Source organism: Bacillus sp. RIT 809 (assembly GCF_016892495.1).
Taxonomy (GTDB): domain Bacteria; phylum Bacillota; class Bacilli; order Bacillales; family Bacillaceae_G; genus Bacillus_A; species Bacillus_A cereus_U.
Map to the genome: position 1 here is coordinate 443,112 of NZ_JAFEMR010000001.1, position 13,868 is coordinate 456,979.

Consider the following 13,868-nt stretch of genomic DNA (forward strand, 5'->3'; position numbering starts at 1 on the left):
TTCAAGGGTTTCATGTATGATGATGTAGTTGTGTAAGCATTTTAATAGATTGCACGATATTCATAATACTTACTCCCTTTCTCCTCTGATTTTCACATAGTATATAACAGTTAATTCTGAATGTAAACAGATTTTTTAATATTCCGTTATTTCTTAATATAAGGCTATCTCTCTTTCATACTCTCCAATTTCTCGTTCGTATTGCATCGTAATGCTAATTTCATCTAGACCATTTAATAATTTCTCTTTCCACATTTTTTCGATTGTAAAATGAAACCTATGCGTATTCGTTGTAATTACCTCATTCTCTAAATCTACTTCTATTTGTTCTCTCGCATCCGTTTTAGCAAGTTGTTCACGCATTTCTTTATCCATTACAATCGGTAACATACCATTTTTCATGCAATTCATATAAAAAATATCTGCAAATCCCCCGGCGATAATAACGCGAAAACCATAATCAGCAAGCGCCCACGGAGCATGTTCTCTTGATGAACCGCATCCAAAATTATCACCCGTAATTAATATACTTGCTCCTTTCCGTTCTTGCGCATTAAGAGGGAAATTAGGATTTTCATGGCGCTCATTATCGTAACGCCACTCATCAAATAAATATTTTCCAAATCCCGTCCTTTCAATTCTCTTTAAATATTGCTTCGGAATAATTTGATCTGTATCAATGTTATCATTCATAAGTACTGCGGCAGTACCTTTATGAATACGAAATGGCTCCATCATAATTCTCCTTTCTAATATCAACAAAATGACCATATAACGCAGCCGCTGCTGCCATAGCTGGGCTTACTAAATGTGTTCGTGCTCCTTTCCCTTGCCTTCCTTCAAAATTACGATTTGAAGTAGATGCACAATGCTCCCCTTCAGGCACTTGATCCGGATTCATTCCAAGACACATTGAACATCCAGGCTCTCTCCATTCAAACCCCGCTTCTTCAAATATGTGATGTAATCCTTTTTGCATCGCTGCTTCTCTTATCCTTTTAGAACCAGGCACAACGAGGGCTCGCACACCGTCTTTCACTTTTTTCCCTTTTACAACAGATGCTGCAATTTCTAAATCAGATAATCGAGAATTTGTACAAGACCCAATGAAGACATGCTGAACTGGAATTTCAAAAGTACTTTGTCCAGGACTCAATCCCATATACGAATATGCTCTTTCATCATTTTCATCATGTTTTTCTGGTAATTTTTCATCAATTCGAACACCCATACTAGGATTTGTTCCCCAAGTGACATACGGTGCTAAATCCGTAACATTTACCGAAATATGTAAATCATAAATTGCATCTGAATCTGTATAAAGCTCCGACCATTTTCTCGTAAACATTTCATAGTCTTTCGGTGCATATTCACGCCCTTTTACATAAGAAAATGTTTTCTCATCTGGTGCAATGATGCCAGCTTTCGCTCCCCCTTCAATTGCCATATTGCAAAGTGTCATCCTCTCTTCCATTTCCATAGCATGAATCGTCTCACCGTAAAATTCCATTACATATCCAGTTCCAACTGCTACACCGTACTTTGAAAGGAGATGCAAAATAATATCCTTTGCATAAACGCCTTTTGGTAACTTTCCTTTTAATTCAATTCCCATCGCTTTCGGCTTTCGTTGCCACAACGTTTGCGTTGCTAATACATGTTCTACTTCACTCGTACCAATACCAAATGCTAACGCTCCGAAAGCACCGTGGGTTGCTGTATGACTATCACCACAAACAATCGTTTTCCCTGGCTGCGTGAGTCCAAGTTCTGGTCCTATAACGTGAACGATTCCTTGCTCTTCATCACCAATATCAGCTAATGAAACCTGAAATTGTTTACAGTTCTCACGAAGTGTATCCAATTGCTGCTTCGCAATACGATCGGTAATATTCCAAACATCTATCGTTGGAATATTATGATCCATCGTTGCAAACGTTAATTCCGGTCTTCGAACAGTTCGATTTGCAAGCCGCAAGCCTTCAAAGGCTTGCGGTGACGTTACTTCATGAACGAGATGAAGATCGATATATAATAAATCCAATCCATTTTCATTCGTTGCAACTACATGTCTCTCCCAAAGCTTATCTAGTAATCTTTTGCCCATTATCGTCCTCTCCCTACTAGCGCTTGCTCTTCCATCTCTTGAATAACCGCCTTCGTAAATGAAGTTGTCGTCTCATCTCCCCCAATATCAGCTGTACATTTTCCAGATTTAAGAACTGCAGATATTGCGGATTCAATTGCATACCCTTCTCTCGTTAATCCAAATGATTGTCCGAGCATCATCGCAACTGAACGCATCATCGCAATTGGATTCGCTTTATTTTTCCCTGCAATATCTGGTGCTGATCCGTGAATAGGCTCATATAAAGACGGCCCGTTTTCCGCATGACTCGCTGATGGAAGCATTCCTAATGACCCTGCCAATACAGAGGCCTCGTCACTTAAAATGTCACCAAATAAATTTTCGGTTACAATTACATCAAAACGTCCTGGATTCCGAATTAACTCCATAGCAGCTGCATCTACTAAAATGTGCTCTAATTCAACATCAGGATAACGAAGGGCTACTTCTTCCGTAACAGCTCTCCACAGTTTACTAGATTCTAAAACATTCGCTTTATCAATAGACGTTACTTTTTTCTCTCTCTTACTCGCTAATTGAAAAGCATACGACACGATACGTTCAATTTCATGACGATGGTACGTAAGTGTATCAGTTGCCGATTCTTCCGTTCTTTCTTTTGGATAAGAGAAATAAATACCACCTGTTAGTTCACGAACGACAACGAAGTCAATTTCATCTGCGTTTTTTAATGGCGATAAATGTGCAGTTGCGCTTTCTACTGTTACAGGGCGAACATTTGCAAATACACCAAGTCCTTTTCTTAAAGCTAATAATCCTTTCTCTGGCCTTTCTTTCGCATCATCCCACCGAGGTCCACCAACCGCTCCAAGTAAAACCGCATCACTCGCTAAACAAGCGGCAAGTGTTCGCTGTGGTAATGGTTGCCCAGTTAAATCGATAGCAGCTCCGCCAAAGTACTCATCTTGTAAATGAAAATGATGTCCATATAGCCTCTCTACCATATGCAATACTTCCTTCGCGCTTTCCATAACTTCCGGACCAACACCATCACCCGCTAAACAAACGATACGTTTTTCCAATTAAAACACTCCTTTTTATCTGAATTTTCAGAAATATATTTTGATAAGTAAGGGACGAGTCCCTCACTTATCAAACAGTTACTTCACAAGAGTAATAAAAGATTTTAATTTTCCCGCCGCATGAACGTACGCTCTCGCCGATGCTTCTAATACGTCTTGCGCAACACCAAAACCTGATACTTGATGAGTTCCTTCTTTTAATTCAACATGAACATGTGCAAGTGCATCTTGACCTTGCGTTATAGATTGTATGCGATAATCCGCTAAGTCACATTCTAATCCTAAAATTCTTTGAATTGCATTATAGATTGCTTCAATACTTCCAGAACCAGTTGCTGCATCTTCGTACATATTCCCTTCCTCATCTTTTAGTACAACCGTTGCACACTGTGTACTATTTGATACGAAGTGTACTTGCAATTGCGTAATGCTATATTGTTGTGCCGAAAATGCTGCTTCACCAAGCATAAGCGCACGTAAATCTTCTTCTGTAATTTCCTTTTTTCGATCAGCTAATTTTTTAAATGCTGCAAACACCGCATCTCGTTCTTCGTTTGTAAATTCGTAGCCTAATTCTTTCATTTTTTCCGTAAATGCGTGACGTCCAGAATGTTTTCCAAGTACAAATAGATTTTGAGATTCACCTATAAGCGCCGGTTCAATAATTTCATATGTCGTCACTTCTTTTAAAACACCATCTTGATGAATACCTGATTCATGAGCGAACGCATTTGCTCCAACAATCGCTTTATTTTTCGGTACAACCATACCTGTTAAACGACTTACTAATGTACTTGTCGCTTTAATTTCTTTTAACGTCATAGAGGGCTCTGCTTCATAGAAATCTTTTCTAATATGGAGAGCAACTGCGACTTCTTCTAAGGCTGCATTTCCTGCTCTTTCTCCAATTCCATTAATCGTTCCTTCTACTTGTAACGCTCCGCCTTCAACTGCAGCTAACGAGTTCGCTACTGCCATCCCAAGATCATCGTGACAATGACAAGAGAAAATTGCTTTTTCATACGAAGGAACGGATTCTTTTAAGTATTTAAAAAGAGAATAATATTCTTCTGGATTCGTATATCCAACTGTATCAGGAATATTGATTACATTCGCTCCTGCACGAATCGCTACTTCTACTGCTTCAGCTAAAAATGCTCTCGATGTTCTTGTCGCATCTTCTGCTGAAAATTGCACTGTTGGAAATAATGATTTTCCAAGTGTAACCGAGCGATGAATACTATCTAATACATCTTCTTTCGACATACACAGCTTATATTTCATATGAATATCACTCGTAGCTAAAAATACGTGTAATCGAGGAGAGACAGCACCTTTCACTGCGTCATATGCTCTTCGAATATCGCTTTCCTTTGCTCTAGCTAAACTCATAACAGTAGCATTTTGAATGGTATTTGCGATACGTTTTACCGATTGAAAATCACCTTCAGAAGCCGCTGCGAATCCAGCTTCCATTACATTAATACCAAGTCTCTCTAGTTGCCTCGCAATTTGTAATTTCTCTTGTTCATTTAAATTAACTCCTGGTGATTGTTCGCCATCACGAAGCGTCGTATCCATGAACAAAATCTGCTTCATATTATTTAATCCCTACCTTTACTCGCGGCTGTACAAAAGGCATCATTTCACGTAATTTACGTCCAACTACTTCGATTTCATGTTCATTTTCTTTCTCATTTGTCGCCTGGAAATTTGGTCTTCCTGCTTTATGCTCTGCAATCCAGCCTCTTGCAAATGTACCATCTTGAATTTCTGCCAATACTTCCCCCATCGCTTTCTTCGTATCTTCAGTAACAACACGTGGCCCTGATACGAAGTCACCCCACTGCGCTGTATCTGAAACTGAGTATCTCATATTTTCAAGTCCGCCTTCATACATAAGGTCAACAATTAATTTCAGTTCATGTAAACATTCAAAATATGCAAGTTCAGGTTGATAGCCAGCATCAACTAGCGTTTCAAATCCCGCTTTTACAAGTGCAGTCACTCCGCCGCAAAGTACAGCTTGCTCTCCGAATAAATCTGTTTCTGTTTCTTCTTTAAACGTTGTTTCTAATACACCTGCTCTCGTCGCCCCAATTCCATCTGCATATGAAAGTGCCTTTTCAGTCGCAACTCCTGTTGCATCTTGATATACTGCAAATAATGCAGGAACAGCTCCCCCTTCTGCAAACGTACGACGTACTAGATGTCCTGGACCTTTCGGTGCTACTAGAAATACGTCTACATTAGCTGGCGGTTTTACTTGATCAAAGTGAACATTAAAGCCATGTGCGAACACAAGAGAATTACCTGCCTGTAAGTTTGGTGCAATTTCAGCTTCATATACTTCTGGCTGTAATTCATCAGGTAGTAGAATCATTACTACATCCGCTTTTTCTGCTGCTTCCGCTACTGTATATACAGAAAATCCGTCTTCTTTCGCCTTATCCCATGACTTCCCTTTCCTCAGTCCAACTACTACATCAAATCCGTTATCACGTAAGTTTTGTGCATGCGCATGGCCTTGCGATCCATATCCGATGATTGCTACTTTCTTTTCCTTTAATACATTTACCGTTACGTCTTTTTCATAATAAACTTTCGCCATTTTCATTTCCCCCTATTTTTTAAATAATTATTGAATTAACATAACTTGTTTATCTTGTTTTTTCATACTACGTGTAAATGCTGTTACACCTGTTCTAGCAATTTCTTTCAAACCGTATGGACGAAGTAATTCAATTAACGCTTCTACTTTCTCCTGAGTACCTGTTACTTGCACCACTATGGAATCCTTCCCAACATCTATTACAGTGGCTCGAAATGGTTCAATTAAACTATATAATTCTGCTCTTGCTACAGACGTTGCTACTTTAATAAGTGCAAGTTCTCTAGCGATCATCGCTTCTTCTGTAATATCTGATACTTTCAATACGTCGATTTGCTTATGAAGTTGTTTAATTAACTGCTCAACTTGCTGTTCATTTTCAACGTGTACAACAATCGTCATTCTCGAAATATCCGATGATTCCGTATGACCTACTGAAATACTTTCAATATTAAAATGTCTACGTGTCATAACACCTGTAATTCGATTTAACACACCGCTTTGATTTCGAACTGTCGCTGTTACAATTCTCTTCACCTTTTCTCCACCCCCTCCATTTGGTGAACCCCTTTCCCTGGTGCAACCATCGGCATAACCTTTTCAGATTGAAGTACGCGGCAATCAATTACGACTGGCTCTCTTAATTCAATTGCATACTGTAATTGTTGCTTTGCAAGAAGTGGGTCTTCAATACGAACACCTTTTATGCCATATGCATTGGCAAGTGCGACAAAATCTGGTTGGCATGAAAGTAAGGAGTGCGAATATCGCCTATTATAAAATTCCTCTTGCCATTGTCTTACCATCCCTAAAGCTTCATTATTTAAAATAAAAACTTTAACCGGTAAAGAATGCTCTTTCAACACACTAAGTTCTTGCAAGGTCATTTGAAATCCAGCATCACCGACAATTGCAATAACTAGTTCTTCAGGCTTTGCGATTTGTGCACCTATTGCTGCTGGAAACCCGAAGCCCATTGTTCCCAATCCCCCAGAAGTTACCCATCTATCTGGGTTTTTCAATGGATAATATTGAGCTGCCCACATTTGATGTTGCCCAACATCTGTTGTTACAATCGCTTCTCCTTTCGTAATTTCGTATAGCATATCAATTGCATATTGAGGTTTAATACGTTCTGCATGTTCTTTGTAAGAAAGAGGATATTTTTCTTTTCTACTATTCAATAACGAAAGCCAATCATTGTAATCTACTTCCCCTTCTTTAAAAGTGAGTATAGCTTCTAATGCTTGCTTCGCACTCGCAACAATAGGGATTTCAGTCGGCACATTTTTCCCAATTTCCGCTGGATCAATATCTATATGTGCGACAATCGCTTCTTTAGCAAAATAAGCTAAATTCCCAGTAAGACGATCATCAAATCTTGCACCTATATTAATAAGTAAGTCACATTCATATAACGCCATATTTGCGGTGTATGAACCGTGCATTCCTCCCATCCCTAGAAATAGTTCATCATCTGGCGGAAACCCGCCAAGACCAAGTAATGTATGAACAACTGGAATATGATATTTGCGAGCAAAGCTTGTTAATTCTTTCGATGCTTTCGCATGCAATACACCTGCTCCAGCTAAAATTAATGGCTTTTTTGAGACCTCAATCGCTTGTAATAATTTGTTTATTTGTAGTAGATTCGGTTCATAATTAGGCTGGTATCCTGGTAAATCCATTTGTACGTCGCTACATCTCTCGCCTTGCTCTACTACCATATCTTTCGGAAGGTCAATTACGACTGGGCCCGGTCTTCCTGTTCTAGCGATATGAAATGCTTCTTTAATAATTCGGGGTAAATCCGATGCTTTTCGCACTTGATAATTATGTTTTGTCACCGGCATCGTAAGCCCCATAATATCTGCTTCTTGGAAAGCATCACTTCCGATTAACGTTGTTGCTACTTGCCCTGTAAATACAACAAGCGGTAATGAATCAATCATCGCGTCAGCTAAACCAGTAATAACATTTGTAGCACCCGGTCCACTTGTTGCAATTACCACTCCTGGATTCCCTGTAATTCTTGCATATCCTTCAGCAGCATGAATTGCACCTTGCTCATGCCTCGTTAAAATATGCGGGATTTCACAATCATAAAGCGCATCATATAGAGGTAAAACCGCACCACCTGGATACCCGAAAATCACTTCTACTTCTTCCTTTTCTAGCGCTTCTAACAATAGCTGTGCACCAGTTGCCAGTTTCTCTTCCGTTTTTGAAGACATTTTTCTTATAAGCCCCCTTTTTTAAACCATTTATAAAATAAAAAAATCCTACGTCCACACTCCAGCTATGTGCTGAAGGGACGAAAGATTTCGCGGTACCACCCTTCTTTGCAAGATTACTCTTGCCTCAGTGACTCGGGATATGAGTCTAGCTAATAACGGAGCTACCGTCTAAGCCTAAATAAACACTTCAGCTTAGCACTCAAGGGTGATGTTCGTCGACGTGAACCATCGGTTTCCAGCAACCACCGACTCTCTGTGAGGCTTCACAGTCAACTACTCCTCCCTATCAACGCTTTATCATGTCATAAAGAGCTATTATCCAACTTTATTTTCTTCGTAAATTTTCTCTCCATCTTCTACAACTAATTTACGGAATTCTTCTAATAAACGATTCGTATGTGGCCCTGTTCTCCCTAAACCAATCGTTCTTCCATCTACTGTCGTAACAGCAATTACTTCAGCAGCTGTTCCTGTTAAAAACACTTCATCAGCTACATATACATCGTGCCTTGTAAATAATTCTTCTCTTACGTCATATCCAAGTTTTTCGCCGATTTCTAAAATCGCGTTTCGTGTAATACCTTCTAACGCTCCAGCAGAACTTGGTGGTGTAATTAATTTATTTCCCTTCACAATAAATACGTTATCTCCAGAGCCTTCAGCTACATATCCTTGGTCATTTAACATAAGTGCTTCTTGTACTCCAGCTAGTTTCGCCTCAATGCGAACTAAAATATTATTTAAGTAATTTAAAGATTTTACTTGAGGCGATAAAACATCCGGGCGATTACGACGCGTTGCAACTGTTATAATCGGAATCCCTTTTTCATAATATTCTTGTGGAAATAAAGATAATTGCTCTGCAATTACTACTACATTTGGTTTCGTACAAGAATCGGGATCTAATCCCAAATTCCCAGGTCCTCTTGATACAACGAGGCGGATATATCCATTAGATAGTTTGTTTTGTCGAATCGTTTCAACAACGATTTTCGTTGCTTCTTCTAACGTATATGGAATTTCTAACATGATGGATTTCGCTGATTCATATAACCGGACAAGATGCTCTCTCAAACGGAAAACATTACCGCTATATACCCTAATTCCTTCGAACACTCCATCGCCATATAAATAGCCATGATCATATACTGAAACCTTTGCTTCGTCTTTTGGAACAAATTCTCCATTTAAGAAAATCCACTGCTCGTTCACTTGAAAGCGCCCCCTATGTTCTATGAGTTTTTTATTGTTTCCTAGTTTACTCTCCTTTTCAAATAAATCAAGTGAATTTTTAGAAAATTTTTAATTTTTAATCGTACGTACATCTTTGATTATATTGATTTAACAACATTGTTAACGTTTACAAAAAGTCAAAAAAATTTTTTCGCCAAATTCTACTAAAAAAATATTTGTTTAAAAGAAGGGTTTTCGCCAATTGATACGAATCTATTGTATTCAATAAACGGACGTCCGATTTTATAAATTCGGGAATATACGACGACTTTTGGTGAAAAAGGGGGAAAATAACAAAAATAACGCTGTCTAAAAATAACATTCATATTTTTCATTTAGTAATCATAATCCTATTTTTAAAAAACAATTTGTCAAATTGAAGGAGGAAATAACAATGGCGTGTGTACAAATTAAAGGAACAAGACAAGAGGTCGTAGAAATGCTACAACTATTTGATCTAATGGATACGAAAGGATTTTGTAAATTCGATAATTACGTTGAAGTAGAACCAAATAGCAGGAAACATAACAACTATACAGCTTCAATCGATATTCAATCCAATAACAGTTCAGCACAAGATACATTAAATGATCAATTCGTTAGTCAAATGCTTACTGGTGTATATAACGACTAAACAAATATTCTCTTCCTACCATCTTTTCATAAATATATGCTATGGACTTGAGCATACTAGCAACTAGGTGGTAGGAGGTGAAAATTATGGCTAGAATTGGTGTTGAGAACTCTTTAACAGATGTTCAACAAGCTCTTCAGCAACAAGGACATGAAGTCGTTTCACTTAACTCTGAAAATGATGCACATGGGTGTGATTGTTGCGTTGTAACCGGGCAAGATTCTAATATGATGGGCATTGCAGATGCATCGATAAAAGGATCTGTAATTAAAGCACATGGTTTAACAACAGATGAAATTTGTCAACAAGTTGAAAACCGCACTTAATCATTTTTATCACATTATTTGTGAGCTAACATTTAACGGGAATGGTCTCACTGATTATAGTTTCAATTTATCTATAGAAAGAGGGCTCCTTTTGAAAAGGAGCCCTCTTTTTTATATTCACCTAACGGGAAAGTAACATATACTGGATGAAAGCCCTACCTCTCTCTCATCATTACGGTTCCACTGACCGCTCCTTGATTCACTAGTATACATATAAAGCTTACATATACAATTTATAGGGTTTGTTCACAAAAGTTGTTGGTAAGACTACCCGATCTTTCGCAAACTTTTCGTATTATATTCATAAGATTTATTTACTTTACACTAGCTTTAACCGAGACACGAATTAAAATTCTAACACCAATACAATAACTTGTCAACATTTTTTACAAATTTAAAACAGACATTAACGGTTTGTCTGTTTTAGAATGGAGCTTTTTCTTTTATTACATATACAACAAAACCGCTTACTAACATAAATAAGCCAACTACTAAGTTTTTGATATTAATCATAAATTCCTCTCCCTTATTCCACACATCATATATATTTACAGTTCAATTATTCCGATCATCCTAAAGCGCACTTTTTCTAATATATCATAATTCCTAAAAAATGCAAGTTCACTTTTGGCGACCATTTACAAATTTATCTACAGTGCTTGGTACAGTATTTAAAGCCTTTTCAATTAAATGTGTACTACTATTGAGGTGTAATACTTGCACACCGTTAGAGCCAACTACTAAAAAAGCAACTGGGCTAATAGAAACCCCAGCCCCGCTTCCGCCTCCGAATGGATGACTTTGCTTGTTCTCTTTATGCTGCCCTTGTCCGTTATTATGTTTTTCGGAAATAAAATCACCTTTAAAGTCACTTCCGCCGGCACCAAAACCAAAAGCCACTTGAGATACTGTTAATACTACATTTCCATCAGCTGTTGAAACTGGACTTCCAACAATCGTATTTACATCTACCATCTCTTTTAAATTGGTCATTGCTGTTTTCATTAAATTTTCAATTGGATGTTCCATTATGTACTACACCCTTTCCTCATTATTCTTTTTTATACTTTCCAAAATAGAGGAAGTCATACTAAGTTTTCCTATTTTGAAAAAACATTTTTCACTTTCCAATTGGATATTACTCCCTGTACAGGTTCGGATAAAGTGAAACTTTAATCAGTGGAGGTTTTGTTCATCCCCCACTGATTATTAGCCCTCACCAATCGGGCGTTTATGGGCAGCCGGACCCCCACCTAACTTCTTCGCTCCAGCCGAATTTTGAGGTGGGAGTCTTACTGCTCGCAAATAGCGGGATAAAAACAGTAAAGAGAAACATACTACTATTGAACCTTGTTATGAAAGGAGTCCTTACTTTGACTGAGAAATTTGATGAATATAAAAAAAGAGATCGAATAGATAGTGATTATAGTGACTATAAAGAAGAATACGCAGCTGAAGTTGCACCACAGCGTATTGATTATGATGATAAAGATAACGATGATGTAAGATCATCTGCAGCTGGATCGACTGCTGGTTTTATCGCTCTTGCTTTAGCAATATTATCACTATTCACATTCCCAACACTATTTGGTCTTGTGTCTGTTTTACTCGGTATTTACGCTTATAATCGCGGGGCTACTGTAACTGGTGGCACCGCAGCGATTATTGGCGGTATCGCTGCACTCATTGCGATTTTATTCCGAGTGGCGCTTATTGGTTTATTGTTCTCTCTTTTTTAAAAAGAAAAAGGTATCTCGCTTTATGCGGGATACCTTATCCTGTAAATACATCTTCTGATGGATATTTAATTTTTTGTTTCGCTGGTCGAGCCAAAGAGAACACAAGTGTTAACGGTCCGATTAATCCACAAAACATAACAAACATAATAATACATTTTCCAAACGCCGATAGCTTCGCAGTAATCCCCATCGTTAACCCTACTGTGCCAAACGCTGAAATTGTCTCAAATAATAACTGAATAAAACTGAAATCTTCTGTAAGCATTAATACAAATACCGCTGTAAAAATAAGTATTTGACTAGCAACGACAATTGCTAACGCTCTCGTTACTGTCGACATTTTAATAGTACGCTGAAATAAAACAAAATCCTCTTTCTTTCTAAAGAAAGAAAGAACTGATGTAATTAAAATAACAAATGTCGTTAACTTAATCCCACCGCCTGTCGATACACTTCCCGCACCAATAAACATTAATACCATCGTAAATAGTATCGATGACTCTTCCATCCCCCCATAATCTACCGTGTTAAAACCGGCTGTACGAGGTGTAATTCCTTGGAAGAACGAAGCCCATAACTTTTCATTTAAAGATAAGTGTCCCAAAGTCTTCACATTATTATATTCCAATACAAAAATCACAATCATCGCAATAACATTAAGTGCTATCGTTCCAACAATCATGATTTTGGAGTGCAGTGATAATTTTCGGAAACTACGGCTATACCATATATCAATTAATACCGTAAACCCTAATCCTCCTATTACAATTAAAGAACAAATCCCAATATTAATAATAGGATCTCCTACATATCTTGTTAAATTATCTGGCCAAAGCGCAAAGCCAGCATTATTATATGACGCAATAACGTGAAAAATACTATAGTATAAACCTTTTCCAAAACCAAACTCTGGAATAAAGCGAATCGATAAAAAGATAACTCCAATTAGCTCAATACAAATAGAAAAAATAAAGACACGTTTCACTAATTTCACAAGACCACCAATATTTGTTTGATTAAATGCTTCTCCAATTAATAACCGGTGGCGTAAACCGATTTTTTTACCTAATACCCAAACTATTAAAATGGCAATCGTCATAAGACCGAGACCACCCGTTTGAATTAAAAACATAATAACAATTTCACCAAACATCGTAAACGTACTTGCAGTATCTACAACACCTAAACCGGTTACAGTCGCTGCCGACGTAGCTGTAAAGAAAGCATCTACCCAACTAATATGTACTTTCGTTGCAAACGGTAACTTTAATAACAATCCTCCGACCACAATTAAACAAAAAAAGCCTAATGCTAAAATTTGTGGTGGATTTAATCGTACAAGGCGATTATACAACCCTTGTTTTTTTGCTACTTCCATATCACTAACTCCCTTTATCAAGTGAAGCTTTTATCCCCTCATAAATAAAGACTCTTTAAGAGCCTACAAGTAGCGGGATAAACCTTATATTCTTATAATATAGTTGAGCATAATCCTTTTTTTCATAGATTTCAACTTTTATTTATATTCAGATTCCTATCGTTTTACAAAAGAATATTCTCTATTATATCTCCACTTATACTATAACTCTTACAACAACTATTTTATCCCTTTTCAAATCCCCATATCTTTCACTCCAAATTCACACGAGGGTCACATCTACCTTTTATAGTATACGTATCGGAGCTGTTCCTCCCTAATTTATAAGACATTCCCCAGTGTCTTTGAATAGCTTCCATCCCTAATTAAATTGACATAAATTGTCCCCTTCCTTGACCATCCTATATGTGATGGTCTTATTTTTTGTTCTTTCTATCTTTTATTTGAAACTCCCTCTCTCTTTCACTCCATGTTCACATCCAGGTCACATCTACCTTTTATAGTATACGTATCGGAGCTATTCCTCCCTAATTTATAAG

General features: G+C 37.6%; 14 protein-coding genes and 1 other annotated feature. Of the genes, 3 read left to right on the top strand and 11 right to left on the bottom strand.

Annotated elements, in window-relative coordinates; genetic code table 11:
• Positions 1–153 precede the first annotated feature (153 nt).
• From leuD to ilvE, 8 genes are all read right to left on the bottom strand, one after another.
• Positions 154–735: a 3-isopropylmalate dehydratase small subunit gene (gene leuD / locus JTF23_RS02235; RefSeq protein ID WP_002158674.1), complete on the bottom strand. Its 582-nt coding sequence runs from the start codon at positions 733–735 to the stop codon at positions 154–156.
• Positions 713–2,107, bottom strand: a complete 1,395-nt coding sequence (leuC, locus tag JTF23_RS02240) for a 3-isopropylmalate dehydratase large subunit (protein WP_204207985.1) — start codon at positions 2,105–2,107, stop codon at positions 713–715. Before leuC ends, leuD begins: the two co-directional genes overlap by 23 nt.
• Positions 2,107–3,171 carry a 3-isopropylmalate dehydrogenase gene (gene leuB / locus JTF23_RS02245; RefSeq protein ID WP_002158676.1) on the bottom strand — a complete coding sequence of 355 codons (1,065 nt, stop codon included), beginning with the start codon at positions 3,169–3,171 and terminating at the stop codon, positions 2,107–2,109. Before leuB ends, leuC begins: the two co-directional genes overlap by 1 nt.
• Before the next feature lie 78 nt (positions 3,172–3,249).
• Positions 3,250–4,770: a 2-isopropylmalate synthase gene (gene leuA / locus JTF23_RS02250; protein WP_204207986.1), complete on the bottom strand. Its 1,521-nt coding sequence runs from the start codon at positions 4,768–4,770 to the stop codon at positions 3,250–3,252.
• A gap of 1 nt (position 4,771) precedes the next feature.
• Complete coding sequence (gene ilvC / locus JTF23_RS02255) at positions 4,772–5,782, bottom strand: ketol-acid reductoisomerase (protein WP_002158678.1); 1,011 nt, start codon at positions 5,780–5,782, stop codon at positions 4,772–4,774.
• 27 nt (positions 5,783–5,809) lie between these two features.
• Complete coding sequence (gene ilvN / locus JTF23_RS02260) at positions 5,810–6,319, bottom strand: acetolactate synthase small subunit (RefSeq protein ID WP_000822949.1); 510 nt, start codon at positions 6,317–6,319, stop codon at positions 5,810–5,812.
• The gene (ilvB, locus tag JTF23_RS02265; RefSeq protein ID WP_002158679.1) at positions 6,316–8,016 is read right to left on the bottom strand and encodes an acetolactate synthase large subunit; all 1,701 of its coding nucleotides are present in this window, start codon (positions 8,014–8,016) and stop codon (positions 6,316–6,318) included. The genes ilvN and ilvB overlap by 4 nt, the downstream gene beginning before the upstream one ends.
• Positions 8,017–8,089: 73 nt before the next feature.
• Positions 8,090–8,318 (bottom strand) — a binding site (T-box leader).
• Positions 8,319–8,334: 16 nt separating this feature from the next.
• Positions 8,335–9,231 carry a branched-chain-amino-acid transaminase gene (ilvE, locus tag JTF23_RS02270; protein ID WP_002011723.1) on the bottom strand — a complete coding sequence of 299 codons (897 nt, stop codon included), beginning with the start codon at positions 9,229–9,231 and terminating at the stop codon, positions 8,335–8,337.
• Between the two features lie 415 nt (positions 9,232–9,646).
• Between ilvE and JTF23_RS02275 the strand changes: the two genes are divergently transcribed.
• Both JTF23_RS02275 and JTF23_RS02280 read left to right on the top strand, forming a co-directional pair.
• Positions 9,647–9,886 carry a DUF3911 family protein gene (locus JTF23_RS02275; protein ID WP_002011724.1) on the top strand — a complete coding sequence of 80 codons (240 nt, stop codon included), beginning with the start codon at positions 9,647–9,649 and terminating at the stop codon, positions 9,884–9,886.
• 86 nt (positions 9,887–9,972) lie between these two features.
• Positions 9,973–10,212 carry a YkuS family protein gene (locus JTF23_RS02280; protein WP_002158681.1) on the top strand — a complete coding sequence of 80 codons (240 nt, stop codon included), beginning with the start codon at positions 9,973–9,975 and terminating at the stop codon, positions 10,210–10,212.
• Between the two features lie 423 nt (positions 10,213–10,635).
• Here JTF23_RS02280 and JTF23_RS02285 read toward each other — a convergent pair whose 3' ends face one another.
• The gene (locus tag JTF23_RS02285) at positions 10,636–10,725 is read right to left on the bottom strand and encodes a hypothetical protein (RefSeq protein ID WP_000608227.1); all 90 of its coding nucleotides are present in this window, start codon (positions 10,723–10,725) and stop codon (positions 10,636–10,638) included.
• Positions 10,726–10,833: 108 nt separating this feature from the next.
• The gene (gene ytfJ / locus JTF23_RS02290; RefSeq protein ID WP_000400919.1) at positions 10,834–11,241 is read right to left on the bottom strand and encodes a GerW family sporulation protein; all 408 of its coding nucleotides are present in this window, start codon (positions 11,239–11,241) and stop codon (positions 10,834–10,836) included.
• Between the two features lie 344 nt (positions 11,242–11,585).
• Here ytfJ and JTF23_RS02295 point away from each other — a divergent pair, with 344 nt between their 5' ends.
• Positions 11,586–11,951 carry a hypothetical protein gene (locus JTF23_RS02295; RefSeq protein ID WP_002158683.1) on the top strand — a complete coding sequence of 122 codons (366 nt, stop codon included), beginning with the start codon at positions 11,586–11,588 and terminating at the stop codon, positions 11,949–11,951.
• Between the two features lie 34 nt (positions 11,952–11,985).
• Here the strand turns inward: JTF23_RS02295 and JTF23_RS02300 are convergent, their stop codons facing one another.
• Entirely contained in the window at positions 11,986–13,329 is a 1,344-nt protein-coding gene (locus JTF23_RS02300) for a TrkH family potassium uptake protein (protein WP_002201206.1), read from the bottom strand.
• Positions 13,330–13,868 lie beyond the last annotated feature (539 nt).